The organism is Amycolatopsis orientalis (assembly GCF_000943515.2).
GTDB classification, from domain to species: domain Bacteria; phylum Actinomycetota; class Actinomycetes; order Mycobacteriales; family Pseudonocardiaceae; genus Amycolatopsis; species Amycolatopsis orientalis.
Map to the genome: position 1 here is coordinate 5261137 of NZ_CP016174.1, position 19735 is coordinate 5280871.

Here is a 19735-nt window from a genome sequence, read left to right on the forward strand (position 1 = left end):
ACCGGACGCAGGATGTCCCTATGGAACATCTTCCGGACGAGCCGATCACCCTGCGAATGCCTGCCGGGATTTGGGCGGGTATCGATGCCGGGATCGACAACGTCGTGTCGCTTGCCGCCGAAGACGGGGACGAGGACGCTGTCCGCGTCGGAGAGAGCATCAGGAAGGCGGGATGGAACCAAGTCCCTTGGGTGGAGGGAAACTGGCCGCCGTTGGACCAGGTCATCGCCATCCGGTTGACCCGGTCTCAATGGCGGTTCGCCGCCGATGACGCCCGCGAAAGCATTCCTGTGCACGAAAGGCTCGACGACGCGAAGTCGGCCCAGCTGTGCAGGGACGCTCTCGCGCTGATCGAGACCGTGCTCTGACGGCCACATCGATGATGTGGGCCGAACCCCGAGGCTAGACCGGTTACTGTCGTGGCCGGCGGTCTCCGGTGAAGCCTTGCGGGCGAAACTCGAGGAAGGCGGCGGAGCCGAGTCCGAGAGACTCCGCGAGCGCCTGCATCCGCGCGGGTCGCGTCGAGGTGCCCCAGCCCCCGGTGTCCACTCGGCGGTGGACGGTCTCCACGGCGGCCACCAGTTCGGCGGTGGTGAAGGTGCAATGTCCGGGGTGGGCGGCGTAGGACTGGCGCAGCAGCCCGCCGGCACCCGCCATACGGACGTCCTCGGCGTACTCGTCCTCGTGTTCGACCGGGACGAGGTTGTCGTCGGTGGTGTGCATCGTGAGCACGGGGATCGCCAACCGTCCACTCAGGACTGAAGTCGAGGCCATCCAGCGCGCGGCCGCCGGATCCGCCTTCACATCGGCGGTGCGGGTGAGCATGGTGAGGTCCCCGTTCAGGTCGGCGCCCGCCTGCCGGTAGAGATCCGACACGAAGCCGAGCCTGCCGGACTCAGCGAGCAGTCCGCGATAGTCCACGCCGGTGTTCCACGAGGGATTCCCACCGGCGGTCTGCTCGATGTCGTACCGCGCGGGCAGGATGAAGGGAAGGATGGAGCGGAGATTGCGATATTGGCCCGCCTGCCGCGTCTGCCGATCGTCCGGCGACGGGTTCGGCTGTCCTGGGACCCACCCGGGTTCAAGGAAGAGCGAGGTGATCAGGGCGACCCGCGCCCGGCCTTCCGCCGTGGCCTGGGCCTGATCCAGCGCGTCGACCATCCGCTGCGCGGTCGCCGTCGCCTCGGCGGCGCTCTCGAAGCGGGTCAGTTTCAGTGACTGTCCACGGAGCAGCAATCCGGCCACGGCGTGCGCGCCGTCGAGCTGGTAGTTGAGCAGGTCGACGCCGCCACCCATCAGACCGCAGGTGGCCACGGCGCCATCGAGCCGCACGCCCGGGAACTCGGCGAGTTCCCCGGTGACCAGTCCTCCCATCGAACTGCCGACCGCGATCGCGTGGCGTGGGGCGCCCGTCAGTCCGGCCACCGCGCGCAAAGTGTCCCGCTGGTCCCGCGCCGCGGTGCCGAGGGCCCATCCGGCACGCGAGTACGACGAACCCGCCAAGGCGTAACCTCGCGCGAGAAGCGCCCCGGCGGTGGCCGGATCCGGCGCGTTTCGCGGCGGGTTCGCCGGACTCGGGTCGTAACCGTGGCTGTAGAGCAGAATCGTGCCGTTCCAGGGTGCCGGGACATCGGCGATCCACGTCGTGCCGTTCGGCAGGACGCCGGAATGACGGGTCGCGGACGGGGTTTGCGCCGCCACACTGCCCGGCGCGACCAAAGCCGACGTCACGATCATCGCGGCCACCAGGACATTCCGCATGCCAGCCATTGCCGTCACCTTCCGAGGGCCAACCGATCGGATCCGACATTAGGCAGTACCGTGACGAGCGTCAAGACTGTGCACGACTTCGGCATCCGGAGATTGTCGGTCCGGCTCGGTAGCATGCGACGCATGACCATCAAACTTGAGAATGTCGGTATCGCCGTTCGCGACCTCGAAGCGACGATCGCCTTTTTCACCGACCTCGGTCTCACGGTCATCGGCCGGGACACGGTCAGTGGCGAATGGACGGACACCGCCGTCGGCCTTGACGACAACCACGCCAAGATCGCCATGCTCCAGACGCCGGACGGCAACGGCCGCCTTGAGCTCTTCGAGTACATCCACCCGAAGGCGATCGAGTCGGAGCCCACCCAGCCCAACGAGATCGGCATGCACCGCGTCGCCTTCTCAGTCGACGACATCGACAAAGCCCTTGAGATAGCAGCGAAACACGGCTGCCACCCGCTTCGTGGCGTGGCGACCTATGAGGACCTCTACAAGCTCACGTACGTCCGCGGCCCCAGCGGCATCATCGTGATGCTCGCCGAGGCGCTGAAGAAGAACTGACGTTTTCCTTCCGGTGCGGTCGCTCCCGAGAGCCCTCTCGTCCGGCTTTGCGCCGAGCGATCAGCGGAACCGCCAGAACGCACAGCGCGATCACGACCAGGATCGCGATCCCGAGAACGTTCGCCGGTACCAAGGGCCTGATCAGGAACACCACGACGAGCGTCCAGCCCGCCAGAGTGACGATCTCGAGAACGAACGACCGCCACCTCCCTCTCACCCGAGGCCGCACCGACACGCCGAGGACGACCAACGCGGCACCCACCGCTCCCCACCACCAGTGATCCCCCATCGCCCCGTTCCCCGCTCGTGCCGACCGTCACCGAGCGAGTACCCGGATCGGCGCCCGGCTACTCCTGGGCGCCGCGTCACTCATCGCCCGAGCGGTAGCGCCGACGGTGTTCCTCGGCCTCCTCGCGCGGCGACTTCGTCAGCGGACGTCCGTGGACAAGGTCGTGCTCCGTGTAGTCCGCGCGCCGGGACGCCCAGCCCGGCAACAGGAACTTCCGTGTCCCGCCGCGCCCGCGATCACGCAGATCGGTGACCACGGCGAGACCGATGACCACAACGAGAACGCCGAGCCCTACCCAGATTCCGACCATGTCCGCTCCCCGTAGAAGAATTCACCGTCGGCGGAGTGATCCGCCACGCCCACCCGTGGACGGTGGGCGACCGGCCATCAGGATCACGGCGGAGCCGGGAGAGAACCTTGAAGAATCCTTGAATCAGCAGGTGAGGCCCGGTCGCCGAACCGCGCTGAGCAGTGCGCGCACGTCATCGGCTTCGGGTGCGCGAAGCTCGGTGTACGCGGCGAGGGCGGCCTCCAGATGCGGCCTTGCCTCGCTGTGGTTCCCGCCGGTGTGGTGGGTTTTGCCGATGCCATGGTGGGCTCTGGCGCGTTCGTGCAGATGACCGATTCGCTGCGCGAGGACTTGTGCGTCCTCGTACAGCTTGATCGCCTCGGCACCGGTTTTCGTGGCGGCGAACTCGTTGAGGGTGGCGACTTCGACGTTGGTGTTCCCACCGGTACGGGCGAACTCGAGGGCTCGCTGGAAGTGCCGTGTGGCCTTGTCGTCCTGTCCCAGGCCGGCGTAGGCGCTGCCCAGCGCGGCCAGCACCGGTGCACCGAGACCGGCTGAACCGAGGTCCTGCGCGATTCTGCCGCTCTGCTCCAAGAAGCCGATCGCGGCCTGATGATGGCCGCACCAGCTGTAGTGCTCGCCGAGGTTGCACAGCGCGATACCTTCCAGCAGCGCATGGCCGGTGCGGCGAGCGGCGGCGAGAGCGAGCTTGTACTGCTTCCGGGCGGCCTTCCGCCAGCCGCGCATGTCATCCACCGACGCGAGACCGTTGCGGACCATGCTTTCAAGGAGGTCGTCTCGCCGGTCCAGGGCTATGGACAGGGCCCGCTCCAAATGACCGGCGGCCTCGTCGTAGCGGCCGAGCCGGAACAGGGCCATGCCGACGGCCTGCCCGGCGAAGCCCTGTTCCGCCGTGCCGGTGCCGGTCAGTGCGAGAGCGGTCGTGTGGAGGGTGAGTGCGTCGTGGTAGTGCGCGGCTACGTCCAGATATCGCCAGAGAATCGCGGACAGCCGGATCACTTGCTCTGCCATGCCTGTTTCCGCCGCGTCGGCGGCCAGCGCCAGCATGGTGGCGCGTTCGGTGTCGAGCCACGCACGCGCGTCCTCGTGGGCGGCGAAGTTCGGCTGTGGCCCGGCCGAACGTGCTGTCCGCGGCCGAAGGTAGGGCTCGTGGGGTGACATCCGGTCCATGGCGGCCGATGCCCAGCTCAGGTAATGATCGAACAACCGGGTCGACGCGGCCAGGCGGTCGGCGGGGGTGTCGGTCTCGGCGAGGAGTTCGGCAGCGTAAAGCTTGACGAGGTCGTGTATCCGGAACCGGCCCGGCGGATTCTCTTCCAGGAGATGGGCGGCGCACAAGGCGCGCAGTGGCCGAGTGTCCGAGAAGAGGGCGGCCGCGGCCGCTCGGTCGATGCCACCATCGGGCAAGAGCCCGAGCAGGCGGAACGCCGACGCGCACTGGCTGTCGAGGGAACGGTAGGAGGCGGAGAACACCGCGCGCACGCTCGCGGACAGCTCCCCGGTGTCCAGCGCGTCCAGCCGGCTTTCGCGCAGTTCGGCGGCCACCGAGGACATCCGCCTGCCCGGCTGGGCGGCGATCCGTGCGGCGGCGATCGCGAGCGCCAAGGACAAGCCACCACAGTGGCGCAGGATTTCCTGTCCTGCTTCGGGTTCCTCGGCCAGGGCGGCCGCGCCCACCTTGTGCGCGAGCAGCTCCCGCGCCTGACGCTCGTCGAGGGTTCGCAGCGGCAGCGCGCTCGCACCATGGGTGGTCAGCAACCCGCTGAATCCATGACGGCTCGTGACGAGGACCGAACACGAAGATCCGCCCGGGAGCAACGGGATGACGTGGTCGGTGTCCCGGGCGTTGTCGAGCAGCACGAGCAGCCGTCGCTGGGCGGTCAGGCTCCGGTACAGCGCCGCCAGCTCGTCCGGCTCGGACGGAATCGACCTCCCGGCAACACCCAGCGCGCCAAGGAAACCGCGGAGTACACCGGCCGCGGGCACAGGTTCGTGGGCCGGGTCGAAGCCCCGGAGATCGACGTAGAGCTGCCCGTCGGGGAACCGGGTCACGTTGTCGGTCGCCCACCGCACGGCGAGCCAGGTCTTCCCGAGACCGCCCGCGCCGGAGATCACCGCGACCGCGCCCCGGTCGGCGAGCATCCGGTCGAGCGCCGCCAACTCCTCCGTGCGTCCGACGAACGAGGGAGGCGCGGCCGGCAGCTGCCGAGGGGCCGACAGGTCGCCATCCGGCCCTGCGCCGGTCAGGATTCGCTGGTGCAGCGCGCGTAATCGGGGCCCCGGGTCGGTGCCGAGCTCCTCCGCCAGATGCGACCGGAACGTTTCGTATTCCCGCAGCGCGTCGGCCGGATGTCCGTCGAGGTACAGCGCCTCGATCCGCTGCGCCGCCGCGCGTTCCCCGGCCACGCCGTCCGGTGGTGGCTCGGCCAGCACGGCGGCGTGGGCACCGATCCGCAGCCGACGGTCATTGCGGTCCAGCACGGCCGCTTCGTGCTTGTACGCCAGCTCGCCGCGAACGCCGTCCGCCCATTCGGACTCCAGCTCGCCCAGCGGCCTGCCCCGCCACAACGCCAGCGCCTCTTCGTACAGCGCGAGCGCGGCGTCGTCTTCCACCGTCGTCCGCGCGCGCCCGAGCAAGTTCTCGAAGCGGTGAACGTCCACCGTCCGCGGGTCGGCGAAGAGGACGTAGCCACCGCGGTCACGTTCGATCGTCACACCGTCCACCGGGGCCAACGCCCGCCGCAGCCGGGACACGTAGCCGTACAGCGCGTTCCTCGGCTGTGCGGGCGGCCGCTCGCCCCATACGCGGTCGACCAGCGTGTCGACCGGTACCACTCGTGCGACTTCGAGCAGCAACACCGCCAGAACGTCACGTTGACGCGCGTGCCCGACATCGAGCCGGATCCCGTCGGCCACCACCTCGACCGGCCCCAGCACCCCCATTTCCAGCACGGCCTCTGCCCTCCTCGTCTTCAGGGGTAGCGGATCGCCGTCACTCGTACAAGGCCCATGTCCCCGGCGCACCGTGACGAGACCGAACGATCAGACCCGGGAGGCAAGGAAGATCGCAGCTGCTTCGTCGGCGAGTACCGCCGGTTCCGGGGCGTCCGGATCGGTTTGCGCCAGGTGCAGGAGACCGAGGATGGCCGCGTAGGCGACTCGCGCCCGTGATGCCGCGCGGTCCGGTGACAGGCCGAGTTCCCGATAGGTCCGGGTCAACAGGTCCAGCCGGGCTCGATTCACCTGGCCGATCGCTTCCTTGACCCGTGGGTCGTTGCGGTCACCGAGCAGGCTCAGGTGCACCGACGGTGCGAGCGGCTGGACGGCTCGCACGACAACGGTGAGCAGCTCGCGCAACCGCTGCGCGGGATCCGCGATCGCGGCGAATCGGGCGAGTCCGTCTTCGCCGTGGCTTCTCCCCCATTCCGAGAGTGCCGCCGTGATCAGCTCGTCCCGGTTCCGGTAGTGCGCGTAGAAACTTCCCTTGGTCACGCCGAGCGTCCGCGCCAGCGGTTCGACCGCGACCGCGGCCAGACCGCCTTCCGCGATCGCCTTCAGCGCCGCCCGGGCCCAGTCCCCGGCGGACAGCCGGGTCGCCTCACTCGTCACGCACCGCAGGATACGGCACCGTATTGACGGTGCGCCCGGCGCGAGGATACGCTGCCGTATGGATACGCAAGCGTATCCATACGGTCCAGTATCAGGGAGGCTCCGATGCACAAGAGCATTCGGCGGGTGGTCACCGGTCATGACACCGCGGGCAGGGCTCGCGTGGTGGACGACCGCGCCGTCGAGCCCATCACGTCCGAGCTGATGCCCGGCTGTGCGGCCTACCGATTGTGGGGTCGCGATGAGCGGCCGACGTTCCCCGACGACGGCTCGCCGCGGTCCGCCGAGGCCTACTACCCGCCACCGGACGGTTCGCGCTTCATGGTCAACACGATCGCGCCGGGCGAGCTGGTTCCCTCCCCCGATCTCGATCAGGCCGCCGCCTTGAACGAGCTGGAGAAACTGATGCCGGGCGCGATGGCGGCGATGGAACCCGGCTCGGCGGGGACGCACACCACCGACAGCATCGACTATGTCCTGGTGATCTCGGGCGAGATCACGCTCGAACTCGATGACGGGGAACAGCGGCTCTTGCGGGAGGGCGACGTGGTCGTCCAGAACGGCACGCGGCACGCCTGGCGCAACCACGGGACCGAGCCGTGCATGATCGTCGGTGTCGCCATCGGCGCTGACCGCACCCCGCCGGACCGGGTTCCGGACTGACAGGAGGGTGAGCCGCCGAGGGTCAGGGCCGCCAGGTGTCGTTCAACGCCATGGTGCAGCCGCCGGAGGCGGTAGCTGTGCGATTGGCACCCGATTCCCAGGTGACCGTGCTTCCCTCCTTGCGGATGTACTTGTACTGGAACGCGGTCCCTCGCGGCAGTGCCACCGTCGTTGTCCATTGTGGATAGTTTGCCGAGGACATCGGGACGGCGTTCGCCGGGTTCCACGCGCCGAGTTCGGCTCGGTCGCCGACGAGGAAGATGTTCTGCCCCCAGGTGGTGGTGGCGTTCACCGAGAAGTTCGCCGAGACACCGGCGCACCCGTTGGCATAGCGCTGTTTGACCACCGACGGCGTCTCCACGGGCGCGCCCGCGTCGATCGAATGCGCCAGCCGGACGAACTGCGCCATAGACCAGGCGAGCGGGGTCGCCGCGCCGGTACCTTCGCCGAACGTGAAGCCATGGGCGTCCGGCCGGTCCCACACCTGTTCCGGGATCAGGTGACCCGGGTTCGCGGAGGCCGCCATGGTGGCCAGATGCGTGGTCGCCTGCCTGCCGTTGGCCAGTTCGTATTCCCCGCGTTCGCCGGTGAGCAGCGGCCACAACCGGCCGATCCCGGCGCCGGTGTACGGGCCACCGGAAGCGGGTTCGCCGTAGCCGTCGTGGTTGTAGCGGTACCACATCGGCCCGTTCGGGGTGTTCACCTTCAGCGTCGAATCCACCTCCGGCAGCGAGGCCGCGACGTCCGGATCGGCCGCCGGCTTGACGCCGAGGCGCACGAGGTCCAGGAAACCGGCGTCGATGATCGCGCGCTCGTCGTGGTTCCCCCCGCCGTTCTGCAGGAAGACGTTCTGGCCGTCGTCGGGATCGCCGTTGCCGTCGATGCGGTGGAAGTACCGGCCGTCACCGAGCGGTCCGGAGGTGGTGAACGTCCAGGCGCTGACCTGTGCCTGCCATCGGTCGGCGACGCCGCGATAGCCCGCGGCGGCGGCCGTGTCCCCGTTGCGCTCGGCGATGTCGGCGGCGCAGATCAGCCCGGCGATCTCCGCGGCGATCGTGGAGGGCGAGTAGCCACCGTTTTCCTCCCAGCGTTCCTGCGGGGTCGACGGGCCGCGCGCGACCAGGAAGTCCGCCGACTTCTTCACCTTCGCCCACATCCCCGCGTCGAACCGCCCCAGCTGCCAGGCGAGCACGATCGGGAAGGCGACCTCGTCCATCTGCAGACTGGTCCAGCAGTTCGTGCCATCGAGCCGGGTGTTCTGCGGGAAAGAACCGTCGGGGCGCTGCTGGACGGTGAACAGGTAATCGACGGAGCGGTTGGCCGCCGCCGAGTCGCCCGCCGCGATCTGCGCGGTCGAGACCTGATAGAGATCGCGGGACCAGACGGCGTGGTAACCGCAGTCCCCGGTGCCGTTCGCGTCTTTCGCCTCACCCCACGGATTGGTCAGCGAAGCGACGTTCGCCCCGGCGTAGGTCTTGTCCTCGTGGGCCTTGAGGGTCATCAGCGCCACGTTGTACTGCGTGGTCAGTCCCGCATCGGTGATCGAACGGGGCACCGCGGCCAGCGACGAGAGGTAGCCGTTCCAGCCGGACCGGTACGCGCTGTCGGCCGCCGCGAAGCCTCCGGCCAGCGAGGCGGAAGCGTTCGCCGACGCGGCGCCGCGGTCGCCGCCGAACCCGAGGGCGAGGGTGAAGGTGGTGTCGGTGCCCACCGGGATCTGCCCCAGCTGAACCAGATTCCCCGGCGTCGAGGCGGTGTCGTACTGCGTGCCGAGAACATGATCGCCGCTCAGATCGACATAGCCGTCGCTGGCGGTGCCGCTGTAGCCGCTGGTCGCCTTGACGAAGCCGGTGGAGGCGGCCAAGGCGCTGGACACCGGGCCGTCCGAAGCGACGAGCTGTCCGCCGGAGGTGGCGCCGGTGTCCCCCATTCCGCTGTTGTTCAGCGAAGGGTTGTACAGCACGTAAAGCTGCAACGGTCCGCCACTGAGCACCTCGAACCGGGTCTGGATCAGCACGGTGGAGCGGGCCGGGTCGGCGGTGTGGGTCTTGGTGATCCGGTACCGGCCGTCGGTCGCGGTGTTGATCTGCCGGTAGCTCAGCGAGCGCGGATCGGTCAGCACCAGCTGCTTGGTGGTGTGATCGCGTTCGAGCTGGGTGAACCCGGCGCCGTCGGAGACGACGTACTGCAGATCCTGGACATTGGCGACGTCCACGGTCGGGTAGTAGATCTCGTGGCTGACACCCTCGCCCAGGGTGAACCACACCTTCGACCGGGCATCGGCGGACGTGCCGAAACCCTCCTTGCCCCCGGTCGTCCAGGCCGCCCCGGTGCCCGGTGCGCCGGGTGCGCCGGCCATCGGCGCGGCGACCGCCGGAGCGGGCAGGACCAGCGCGACCGAGGCCAGTAGCGCGACGGTCGTTCGAGGTCGCTTCGAAGACTTCATGACGGGAGTCCTTCCCACAGGCATCGTCGACGGCAGGATTTGTTGTTAGCCGCAACATATTCACCGGCCGTCTCGGATGCCAGGTCCGTTCGGAGTAACCCGGACCACTCAGGGCCAGTGGTCCGGCCCGGCTGCGCGTGAAGGCCCCCTTCCCTCGGCTGAGCCGAGGGAAGGGGGCCTTCACGCGCTACCGCTTTCAGCAGGGTCGCAAAAGCCAGCAGAGCCGGTAGTTCGCCTGATACGTCGTGGACGCCCCGGGCGCGACGATGTTCTGCGTCCTCGCACCACCGTGCGCCCAGTCGGTGAAGGCGTACTTCAGGTTGAGCGGCGGCAGCTTCTGCGGGCTGTCCGCGCTGATCGAGTTGATGGACCCGGCGATCACCGTCCGGGAGAACGGCGTGCGCTCCTGCGTCCCGCCGACCGTGAGCAGCGCCTGACTCGGGTTGGAGGTGAAGTTCAGCGACACCGTCTTCGGCTGGAGGTCGACGGTCTTGCTGCCGGTGCGGCCGGTGGAGTCGGTCGCCGTGAGAGTCAGTTGCAGATAGGACGGGTACTCGTGGTCCGGTGCGATGAACGAGCCGGCCGCGACGCCGGGGAAGTCCTGCACGTTGTGCGTATGGCAGGTGCCGTTGGCCGCGCAGTGCCGGATCGCGAGCCGCCACGACAGCGCCGACGGCGGGAGCGCGCCGTCCTGGGCGTCGACGGCGCGGCCGGAGAACTCCACGGTCTGGCCGACCGACCACGTCAGCGTGCCCGCCGGACTGTCGATGACCGGCACCGGATCGAGACCCACGGGGTTCCCGACGGTCACCCACACCGTCGTGGTCGCGCTCGCACCGTGGGAGTCGGTGATCCGCAGTCCGACGTCGACCGCGGCGGCCGCGGTGTAGGTCCAGCTGGGGCGTGCGGCCGAGGAGTCGTCGTAGGCGCCGTCACCGTCGAGGTCCCAGGCATAGGACAGCGTGTCCCCCGTGTCGGGATCGGTGGACCCGGTCCCGTCGAACTCGACCGTCAGCGGCGCCGGACCGCTCGACGGGGTCGCCGTCGCCACCGCGGTCGGTGGCCGGTTGTCACCGCCGGGACGGCTCACCCGGTGGAGTTCGCCGCTGCCCAGCGCGACGTAGAACAGATCGCCGCCCGGACCGGTGAGAACCTGCACGGGAGTGGCGACGCCGGTCACGAACGGCACCAGACGGCTCGCGCTCGGCAGGCCGCCGGCGGTCTGCATGGCCCAGATGCACCCTCGGGAGGAGTCGGCGAAGAACAACGCGCCGGAGTACTCCGCCGGGTAGTTGCTCCCGGACTCGAAGGCGATACCGCTGATCGACGAACCGCCGGTGGGACAGGGGTCGGTCGCCACAACCTTGGCGCCGTGGTTGTAGGCGTAGTACGGCGCCGCCTGCCCGCCCGCGGTGTACAGGGACTCGCACATGTCGAGGTTCGCGCCGTCGTATCCGGCCTGCCTGGCCGCGCCCTCGAAACAGGGCCAGCCGAAGTTCTCCGCCACCGCGTCGCCGACGTCGGCGACGCGATTGATCTCCTCCCAGGTGTTCCAGCCGACGTCGCCCGCCCAAAGCTCGCTGGTACCCGGCCGGAAGCCGAACCGGAACTGGTTCCGGGCGCCGTAGGCGATCACGCGCCGCGCGTTGGCGTCGGCGCTGCTCGCGAAGGGGTTGTCAGGAAGGCCTTCGCCGGTATCGGGATCCAGGCGCAGCAACGTTCCGTTGAGCAGGACCGGCTCCCCGGCCGGCCGTCGCGGTGACTGCGAACGCAGCGCGCCGCCCTCGGCCGCCGGGGGCGTGAGGTTGGTCCCCGCCGGCGAAGGCGGATCAGCGCACGGGTTCTCGACCTGGCCGTAGTCGGCGAAGTTGAAGCTGGCGCCGTCGCCGCCGCCCGCGTACAACGCGCCGTCCGGCCCGAAGGCCAGTGCGCCGACCGAATGACTGGGGAACTGCTGGCACCAGCCCGTGACCAGTGGTTTCTCGCTGACCGCGATACCGGCCGAGCCCATGGTCAGCCGGGAGACGCGGCCGGTGACCACACAGCCCTTGGCAGTGGCGCCCGGCGGGGTCGGGCAGGCGTCACCCCATTGCGGCGAGGTGCCGCCGGGCAACGCGTCGAGTGTGTAGGAGACGTAGACGTAAGGCCTGGCAGGGAAATCGGGGTCGACGGCCAGCCCGAGCAGACCGCGGTCCCAGAAATCCTGGGTCTGCGGGCGCAGATCGGCGAAGACCGTCGCCGTCGGGTCGGCGAGCGAATCGAAGACCTTGACCACGCCGCTCTTCTCCGCGACGAAGACGCGGCCGTCCGGCGCGAACGCGGTGGCTGTCGGCGAGCTGAGCCCGCCGATCGCCACCGTGTCAGTGAAACCGGTGGGTACCGCGGCCGTGGCCGGCGCCGCGGCGGCGACCGCGACCGCGAGGGCGCCGACGAGCGGACCGACCACGCCCATCGCCAGCGCACGTCGTGATCTTCGTGGGAACAGCGGACGTCGAGACTTCATCACGCGAACTCCTCCTGCGCAGGGACCGGAAAGGAAGAAGACAGCTGTCCGGTATGGCGTGAGAAGACCGGAAGTTGTTACGCACGTGCGCTCGTCGGCCGCCATCGGGACCTGTTCGTTCTCTTGCCGAAACCGGTGAAAGAATCACCGATTTCACCCGGAAGTCGCAGCGTCCGGTGACGGCGAAACCCACCCGGCCCGGCCTCGTCGACCGTGTCGTCGTGCTCGGCAGCGGAGGCGACTTCGTGGTGGGGGCGGATCACGACGGCCGGGTGATCTCGTGGGACCTCACCGGCAGGCGGTCGCTTCGGGAGGTGCGGACGGCGTGGTCATGGTGACCCATGAGAGATCCACAATGGACACTCGTACCTTCGAGGGCTCCGTCGTCGGTCTCGCCGCCGACAGCCGGGGGAACGTGGCCGTCGGATTCAGTGACGGCCAGGTGCTCTTCACCGATTTGCCCGGCACCGCGTTCACCGCGGCGAAGGGTTCCGTGTCGGCGATCGCCTCGAGCGCGGACAGGAACAAGGTCGCCGTCGCTTCCGGCGACGGGTGTCTCCGCTCCGCCGCAGCTCTCCGTCGCCGACAAGCGCGAAAGGTTCCGGGATGTCCTGGCCTTCACCGGGCACGGCGAAAAGCACGCGCAAAGGAGCGCGCCTGGCCCGGCGTCTCCTGACTGACGACGAACGGAACCGGTACCTGCCAGGGACTCCCCTGCGCCCCTGTACGTGACCGGCCGGCACCCCTCAGGTGCCGGCCGGTCCGGATGCCTGCCCTTTAGTCGGGCCTGCCGACCTGGGTGTTCGACAGGTCGAGACCGATCGCGAAGTCCGCCGTGTAGCCGTTTCCGGCCTGCTGGGGACGCAGCAGCATCTGGGAGCCGCCGCTGCGGTAGATCGAGTCCCGGCTATTGGTCGTGTCGGCCGGCCCTTTCCGCCGGTACGGTTCGGTCCGCAGATAAGCAGCGCCGAACTCGGGCGTGAAGTAAAGCTGCGAGGTGAACTCGTACGGACGGCCGTTGGTTCCGACGGTGCGAATCTTGATGTGGATATGCAGCGTGCGTCCCGAATACCAGCCCGGCAGAATGGTGGTGAACCGGGCCACCCCGGATTGGTCGGTGTTCTGGTAACCGCGCAGGAAACGGCGGCCGGAACTGCCCTGGGACGGAATGTCGGAGTACAGTCCGAACGCGTCGCACTGCCAGAGGTCGATCATCGCCCCCGGCAGTGGCGTGCACTGCTGCTGGCGAATTTGCTGAACAGTGAAATTGAGCGCCAGCGCGGTGCCGGGAACCAGCTGTCCGGTGGCCGGTTCACTGCGGATATCGGAGCGGTTGAGCCGCTCGTCGACGAAGTACGGGCCCTCCATTTGCTCTGGTTTGACCACGCAATCCAGGGCGCACACCTCGGGTGTGCCCGCGGTGGAGGTGGTCGCGCTCGCCGTAGCGGATCCGGCGGCGGCGAGTGTCGCACCGGCGGCGCCGAGCAGAATCAACGCCTGCCGCCTGCCGAGCACCCGGCCTACCGGCTCATCATCGTCATGCATGGGTTTCCTTTTCGCCAAATGACGGGAACAGGGAACTGAGCGCAACAAGGGCTTTCCCTGCAGGGTGCCGCGCGCATTCGATCATCCGCCCCGGCTCGTCCCGGTGTCGAGACGGTTCACTCGCGCGCATCATACTTCGAAGCGAGCAGTACCCTTTGATGGACCAAATTCTCGAATCGCGTTACGGCATTTCGCCCACGACAATCGAAGGGCGGTCCGGCCCGCCATCGCCGTCGCACCCCGGCCGGATCAAGACCGGTTCGTCACCGGTTGGCCGGTACCCGGGCGACGGTCCTTGCTGACACGCTGAGATCACTTCTTTCCCCGACGAAAGGATGGTCCCGGTGACGCGTCCGCTGGTGCTGGACCCGAACGGCCACGACATCCACGCAGAGAACGAACGGCTGCGCGAGCGCGGCCCGCTCACCCGGGTGGAACTGCCGGGCGGTGTCGTGGCCTGGTCGGTGACGAGCTACGAATTGCTGCGCGGTCTGCTCAACGATCCGCGGGTGTCGAAGGACGCCCGGCGGCACTGGCCGGCGTTCGCCGACATCAGCGCGGATTGGCCGCTGCTGGTCTGGGTTTCGGTGCGGAACATGTTCACCGCGTACGGCGCCGACCACCGACGGCTGCGCTCGCTCGTCGCGCAGGCGTTCACCGCACGCCGGATCGCGATGCTGCGGCCCTGGATCACCGCGATCGTCACCGACCTGCTCGACAAGCTCGCGGCCGAACCCGCGGGCGAACCCGTCGACCTGCGGGAGACTTTCGCCTACCCGGTGCCCATCGAGGTGATCTGCCAGCTGTTCGGCGTTCCGGACTCGGCCCGCCCCAGGCTACGCGAGTCCGTCGACGTCTTCTTCCAGACGTCGGCGAGCCAGGCGGAGATGCTGGCCGCGTACCAGGACATCCACTCGATCTTCACCGATCTCGTCGCCGCCAAGCGCGCGAACCCCGGCGACGACCTCACCACCGCCCTCATCGCCGCGCAGAGCCAGGACGGCGGCGCCCGGCTGGACGAGACCGAACTGATCGACACCCTGATCCTGTTCATCTCCGCCGGTCACGAAACCACCGTGAACCTTCTCGACCAGGCCATCACCGCGCTGCTCACCCATCCGGAGCAACTCGCCGGGATCCGTACCGGCCGCGTGTCCTGGCCGGACGCGATCGAGGAGACGCTGCGCTGGCAGGCACCGGTGGCGCACCTGCCGCTGCGCTACGCCGTCGACGACATCCACGTCGCCGATGTGGTCATCCGGAAGGGTGAGGCGATCCTGGCAGGCTACGCCGCCGCCGGTCGGGACCCGGCGCTGCACGGGAAGGACGCCGACGCTTTCGACGTCACCCGCCCCGACAAATCGCATGTCGCGTTCGGCCACGGAGTGCATCACTGTCTCGGCGCCCCGTTGGCGCGGATGGAGGCGGCGATCGCGCTGCCCGCCCTGTTCGAACGCTTCCCGGATCTGACACTCGCGACCTCCCCGGCGGAACTGCGGCATCTCGAGTCCTTTATTTCCAACGGACACCGGGTGCTGCCGGTCCTGCTGCACGGCGCGCGCTAACCCGGGCGGCACCGATCGGCGACTGTGTGGATTTTGTACCGTTGGACGCACAAAAATCCACACAGTCCCGCGTGACCGTCCGGCCACACCGGCCGAACTCGTGGAGATGTGGGGGTGTGTGGAAATAGAGACATTCACTGTCCCTATTTCCACACACCCCTTACTCTGAGTGACAACGCGCGCTCTCGGTGACCGACAGCCGTGCCTCACACCTCACTAGCCGCCGTTGCCGTCCTGCTCCTTCTCGCGGCACCGACGAGCAGCACCTTCCCGGATCCCCCGCTCCTCGCGCGACGGAGCGGCCGTGGTGCAGACTCCCTACCCAGGTTCGGCGGTTCATCGAGGAGGCACACGGCCATGGAGAGTGGGATTCGGGTCAGTGTCGAGAGTGCCGAGCCCGCGCTGGCCGGGACGGTCGTCTGCGTTGTCCGATGTCTGGGCGGGCCGGTGTCCGTGGGAGATGTCTTCGAGCTGGCGACCCTGGAACATGACGCCGACGCGCCGATCGATCTTCGAGTCACGAGCATCCAGCGCTACGACCACGCGGTCGATTCGCTCGAGCCGCCGCATACCGCGAAACTCGAACTGAAAGGCCAAGGGATGTCTCTGCTCGCCCGGGCTCGGGAGCTTCGTGGATCGGCGGGGGCCGGCCACGCCGGGTTTTGCCGGTGGTCCGGGTCATGACCGCGAAAGCGGCCCAGGTGTTGAACATGTTGAACGTCAAGCGCTCGTTCAACATGTTCAACACCCAGCACGCGCGGACCGGCTAGCACATCACAACGGCCGAGAGCTGTACTGGCGGTCACCCTTGAAGCGCTGCTGGAGGTAACGCCGTGCGTGACCTTTCCGCCCGACAGGCCGAGATCTCGGAGCTGGTCGACACCCGGTGGGGAAGCTTGCTCGACGAAGTCAGCGGCACCGTGGTCGAGCGGGACGAGGCAAGGCAGCCACCTCCAGCCGAGCTGCTGGACGCGCTCGCGGCGGCCGGGCTGCACGGTTTGTCGCTGGACCCGGAGATCGGCGGCGAAGGTGTCGATGTCCTGACGTGGGGCATGGTGCTGGAACAGATCGGCTACCGGTGCCTGGACTCGGCACTTCCGATGATCATCAATCACACCATCGACATCGCCCGGTTCGTGCACGAATCCGGTCGCACCGACCTGATCGAAAAGTACGCCGTCCCCATCGGCAGGGGAACCATCGGCGCGGGCATCGCCTACACCGAAGACGCGGACGCGTGGTCGTTCCGGACCGTACTGCGGCGCAAAGGCGACGACTTCACCTTGTCCGGCTACAAGTCCTACGTGACGGCCGGGACGATCAGTGACGTCTTCCTGACCTATCCGCTGGACGAGGCCGGGGACATGGTGGCGTGCCTGGTCGAGCGGAACGACCCGGGGGTGACGGTGACCCCGGCGCGACCGCTGGGGATGCGCACGGCCGGAGCGGCGGCGCTCACCTTCCAGGACGTCCTGCTCCCCGCGGACCGGATACTCCAGGCCAGCGACGGACTCACGCACGCGCAACGGTTCTTGAGCAACCAGCGGTTGTGGATCACCTGTGCCCCGCTCGGCCGCGCGCAGCGGGTCATGGAGGACTGCGCGGCCCGGTTGTCGACCAGTATCCGCTACGGCGAGCCGGTCTCCGGGCTCAAGAACGTCGAAGCGACCCTGGGCCGCATGTACGTGGCGATCGAATCGGCCAGGGCGATGCTCTACCACGCGCTCACCCATGTCGGCGCCGGTCTCGCCGAGCCGGTGTTCGACCCGATCCTGTCCGCCGCCAAGCATTTCGCGGCCGAGCAGATCCGCTCCGTGCTCGAATCGGCGTTCCGGGTGTCGGGCGGCTACGGCTTCTACGGCACCCCGCACCTGGGCCGGTACATGCGCGACTTCAGCGGACTCACCCTCGTCGCGGGAACCAACGACATCCTGGAAACCAACCTCGGCGCGGGCGTCGTCGCGCGAGCGGGCCGGAACCACGAGAACGGAGACCGAGGATGAACTTCGAGTTCACAGGCATCCTTCTGCGCACGGCGGGCAACCAGCGTTCGGTGTCGGTCGAAGCCACCACGCTCGCCGGTGCCCTGGCCGAACTGTCCGGCATGTTCCCTTCGATGGGCCGGGTGCTGCTCGACAACACCGGAAGCCTGCGGAAGGCGCACCGCGTGTTCCTCAACGGCGAACTGGTCCCCCATCCCGACGAGACCATGCCGCTGGGGGACGACGACCGGATCGAGTTCTTCACCGCGGTCGCCGGTGGCTGAGGACGCGGTACTCGCGGAGGGAAGACGCTGGGGCGGCCACGCCCGGGACTGGGCGGAGATCCAGGAGCGAACGATCCACCCCGCGTGGCACGCCGTGCTGACCGAGCTGCCGGCTTCGCCGTCACGTTCGTTGCTGGACCTAGGCTGCGGCGCCGGCGGATTCGCCCGGCTGGCCGCGGCACACCACACCCGCGTCACCGGTCTGGACGCCTCCATCGCGCTGGTCGACATCGCCCGGACCCGCCACCCGGCCGGGCCGTTCCTGGTGGGCGACATGGAGCGCGTTCCCTTCCCCACCGCGGAATTCACCGCGGTGACGGCGTTCAACAGCCTGCACTTCGCGCGGCACCCGGCCAGGGTCGTCGCGGAGGCGATCCGGGTCACCCGGCCGGGAGGGCGGATCGCCGTCACGGCGTGGGGACCGCTTCTGGACTGTGACGCGATGGCGTACTTCCTCGATCTCGGCGGGCTGCTACCGCCCGCCCCGAGCCACGCCGAATCCGCCGCGGACCTCACGGATCCGGCGGCCGTGCGGCGGCTGCTCGCCCGCGCCGGCCTGGCCGTCGGCCCGACGCGGACATTGTCCTGCCCCTGGGAGTACCCCGACCTGACGACCGCCCTCCGCGGATTGCTCTCCACCGGACCCGCGACGGCCGCGGTCAGCCACGCCGGCCTGGAGCGGGTCGCGGAAACCATCACCGGATCGATCTCGCCTTACCGGCGTCCCGACGGCTCCTACCTCCTGCACAACACCTGTTTCACCGTGATCGCCGCCCTTCCCCGAGTCCCCCGCGCCGAGATCCTCAGCCGCGGCTCCAGCGCTGCAGAGCGCCGCCGTCGCAGCTCCAGGTGATCACTTTGGTGCCGTTGGCCGTCCCGCCGCCGGAGGCGGCCAGACACAGTCCTGAGTGGACATTGACCACCGTTCCGTCCGCGCCGAACGTCCACTGCTGGGAATCCGCGCCGGTGCAGTCGCCGATGACGGCCTTCGTGCCGGGCGCGGTCCCGCCGGACTCGGCGCCGAGGCACTTGGTCCCGTATACCCGCAGCTGCTTGCCGGAAGTGGCCGTCCACTGCTGGTTCGTCCCGCCGTTGCAGTCCCACAACGCCACTTGCGTGCCGTTCGCCTGCGAGAGGCCCGGCACGTCCAGACATCGGCCGGCGGCCACCGCGCGCACCGGACCGGTCGTCTCGCCGCCGCTCCCGCCGTCGAGCCCCAGGAAGGAGATCGCGTACGCGAGCATCCCGGCCTGTGGCAACGTGTGGCCGGTGCCCGCGATGCTGATTCCTTCGACCGTGGCACGAGTACCGGTGTCGCCGTAGCGGGTCCGTGTCCAAGTCTGTTGTGGATGGTCGGTGAACGACGGGGTCTGGCTCAGCCCGCGAAGGGCCGTCCACTGCTTGATCTCTTCGCCGTAGTTGGGGTACGCCAGGGTGGTGTCCTGGTTCCCGTGCCACAGCTGCATTCTCGGGTAGCCGCCGGGGTAGCCCGGATACATGGCATGAGCCAGATCGGCCCATTGCTGCGCGGTCTTGATGACGTTCCCGCCCGCGCACTGGCTGTTCCACAGCGAACCATTGGTCGTAGCGAAGCAGCCGGCGGGCACTCCGGAGAACGCCGCTCCGGCGGAGAACACGTCCGGGTATCCGGCGGCCAGCACGTTCGTCATCATGGCACCGGACGAGAAGCCGCTGACCACGATGCGGCCGGGGTCCACCGGATAACGCTGCCGCGCCCAGGCGACCATCGACATGATGCCCGTGGAGTCGCTGCCGCCGTCGCGGGTGAGCCCCGCTTTCGTGGAGACGTCGAAGCAGTGCCCGTCACGGGTGGCCTCCGGCACGACCACGACGAAGCCGTACCGGTCGGCCGCGGTCGCGTAGTCGTGCCCGTTGCCGTTGAAGATCGCTCCCGCCGAACCACCGCAGTAGTGGACCAGCACCAGCAACGCCGGCCGGGGGGCCACCGTGGCCGGCACGTACAGGTACATGTTCAGGTTGGTGGGGTTGGCGCCGAAGGCACCGATCTTCGTCAATCCCGCGGCACTGGCCGGGCGGGCCGTCAGCAGTGCCGTGCCCGCCATGAGCGGCAGCACCATCATCAGCGCCAGCAGGAGTTTCATCGATGAGCAGGACTTGATCGACCGGGACAGTCTCATACATCACCTCGAAATCCGACGGTAAGGACGCCGCGTGATCACGTCAACA

General features: G+C 68.7%; 17 protein-coding genes. 9 read left to right on the plus strand and 8 right to left on the minus strand.

The window, feature by feature from the left end; translation table 11 throughout:
* Positions 1 to 20 precede the first annotated feature (20 nt).
* On the plus strand, positions 21 to 368 hold the full coding sequence (locus SD37_RS23060) for a hypothetical protein (RefSeq protein WP_044854941.1): 348 nt from the start codon (positions 21 to 23) through the stop codon (positions 366 to 368).
* Between the two features lie 43 nt (positions 369 to 411).
* Here the strand turns inward: SD37_RS23060 and SD37_RS23065 are convergent, their stop codons facing one another.
* Positions 412 to 1770 (minus strand): hypothetical protein, encoded by a 1359-nt coding sequence (locus SD37_RS23065; protein WP_044854940.1) that lies wholly within the window; start codon positions 1768 to 1770, stop codon positions 412 to 414.
* A 51-nt stretch (positions 1771 to 1821) separates the two neighbouring features.
* On the opposite strand from SD37_RS23065, the gene SD37_RS23070 reads away from it, so the two are divergent.
* Positions 1822 to 2331: a VOC family protein gene (locus SD37_RS23070; RefSeq protein ID WP_236725084.1), complete on the plus strand. Its 510-nt coding sequence runs from the start codon at positions 1822 to 1824 to the stop codon at positions 2329 to 2331.
* 365 nt (positions 2332 to 2696) lie between these two features.
* On the opposite strand, the gene SD37_RS23075 is transcribed toward SD37_RS23070, so the two are convergent.
* The 3 genes from SD37_RS23075 to SD37_RS23085 form a co-directional block, all read right to left on the minus strand.
* The gene (locus SD37_RS23075; protein WP_044854938.1) at positions 2697 to 2930 is read right to left on the minus strand and encodes a hypothetical protein; all 234 of its coding nucleotides are present in this window, start codon (positions 2928 to 2930) and stop codon (positions 2697 to 2699) included.
* 123 nt (positions 2931 to 3053) lie between these two features.
* Positions 3054 to 5873 (minus strand): AfsR/SARP family transcriptional regulator, encoded by a 2820-nt coding sequence (locus SD37_RS23080; RefSeq protein ID WP_236725480.1) that lies wholly within the window; start codon positions 5871 to 5873, stop codon positions 3054 to 3056.
* Positions 5874 to 5972: 99 nt separating this feature from the next.
* Positions 5973 to 6539 (minus strand): TetR/AcrR family transcriptional regulator, encoded by a 567-nt coding sequence (locus tag SD37_RS23085; protein ID WP_044854936.1) that lies wholly within the window; start codon positions 6537 to 6539, stop codon positions 5973 to 5975.
* Between the two features lie 105 nt (positions 6540 to 6644).
* Here SD37_RS23085 and SD37_RS23090 point away from each other — a divergent pair, with 105 nt between their 5' ends.
* Complete coding sequence (locus SD37_RS23090; protein WP_044854935.1) at positions 6645 to 7202, plus strand: cupin domain-containing protein; 558 nt, start codon at positions 6645 to 6647, stop codon at positions 7200 to 7202.
* A 22-nt stretch (positions 7203 to 7224) separates the two neighbouring features.
* Here the strand turns inward: SD37_RS23090 and SD37_RS23095 are convergent, their stop codons facing one another.
* Positions 7225 to 9648 (minus strand): glucan 1,4-alpha-glucosidase, encoded by a 2424-nt coding sequence (locus SD37_RS23095; RefSeq protein WP_044854934.1) that lies wholly within the window; start codon positions 9646 to 9648, stop codon positions 7225 to 7227.
* Between the two features lie 196 nt (positions 9649 to 9844).
* Positions 9845 to 12151 carry a PQQ-dependent sugar dehydrogenase gene (locus SD37_RS23100; protein WP_236725085.1) on the minus strand — a complete coding sequence of 769 codons (2307 nt, stop codon included), beginning with the start codon at positions 12149 to 12151 and terminating at the stop codon, positions 9845 to 9847.
* A gap of 176 nt (positions 12152 to 12327) precedes the next feature.
* Here SD37_RS23100 and SD37_RS43870 point away from each other — a divergent pair, with 176 nt between their 5' ends.
* A complete protein-coding gene (locus SD37_RS43870; RefSeq protein ID WP_236725086.1) occupies positions 12328 to 12489 on the plus strand; it encodes a hypothetical protein in 162 nt (53 codons plus the stop codon).
* A gap of 439 nt (positions 12490 to 12928) precedes the next feature.
* Here the strand turns inward: SD37_RS43870 and SD37_RS23110 are convergent, their stop codons facing one another.
* Entirely contained in the window at positions 12929 to 13696 is a 768-nt protein-coding gene (locus SD37_RS23110) for a dioxygenase family protein (RefSeq protein WP_044854932.1), read from the minus strand.
* A gap of 344 nt (positions 13697 to 14040) precedes the next feature.
* On the opposite strand from SD37_RS23110, the gene SD37_RS23115 reads away from it, so the two are divergent.
* The 5 genes from SD37_RS23115 (at position 14041) to SD37_RS23135 (ending at position 18380) form a co-directional block, all read left to right on the plus strand.
* Complete coding sequence (locus SD37_RS23115) at positions 14041 to 15261, plus strand: cytochrome P450 family protein (protein ID WP_083255300.1); 1221 nt, start codon at positions 14041 to 14043, stop codon at positions 15259 to 15261.
* Between the two features lie 357 nt (positions 15262 to 15618).
* Positions 15619 to 15945, plus strand: coding sequence for a hypothetical protein (locus SD37_RS23120; RefSeq protein WP_044854930.1), 327 nt, complete (start codon positions 15619 to 15621; stop codon positions 15943 to 15945).
* Positions 15946 to 16094: 149 nt separating this feature from the next.
* Positions 16095 to 17264: an acyl-CoA dehydrogenase family protein gene (locus tag SD37_RS23125; RefSeq protein ID WP_044854929.1), complete on the plus strand. Its 1170-nt coding sequence runs from the start codon at positions 16095 to 16097 to the stop codon at positions 17262 to 17264.
* On the plus strand, positions 17261 to 17527 hold the full coding sequence (locus tag SD37_RS23130) for a MoaD/ThiS family protein (RefSeq protein ID WP_044854928.1): 267 nt from the start codon (positions 17261 to 17263) through the stop codon (positions 17525 to 17527). The genes SD37_RS23125 and SD37_RS23130 overlap by 4 nt, the downstream gene beginning before the upstream one ends.
* Positions 17520 to 18380, plus strand: coding sequence for a class I SAM-dependent methyltransferase (locus SD37_RS23135; RefSeq protein ID WP_044854927.1), 861 nt, complete (start codon positions 17520 to 17522; stop codon positions 18378 to 18380). The genes SD37_RS23130 and SD37_RS23135 overlap by 8 nt, the downstream gene beginning before the upstream one ends.
* On the opposite strand, the gene SD37_RS23140 is transcribed toward SD37_RS23135, so the two are convergent.
* On the minus strand, positions 18331 to 19686 hold the full coding sequence (locus SD37_RS23140) for an extracellular catalytic domain type 1 short-chain-length polyhydroxyalkanoate depolymerase (protein WP_236725087.1): 1356 nt from the start codon (positions 19684 to 19686) through the stop codon (positions 18331 to 18333). The genes SD37_RS23135 and SD37_RS23140 overlap by 50 nt on opposite strands.
* Positions 19687 to 19735: the final 49 nt, after the last annotated feature.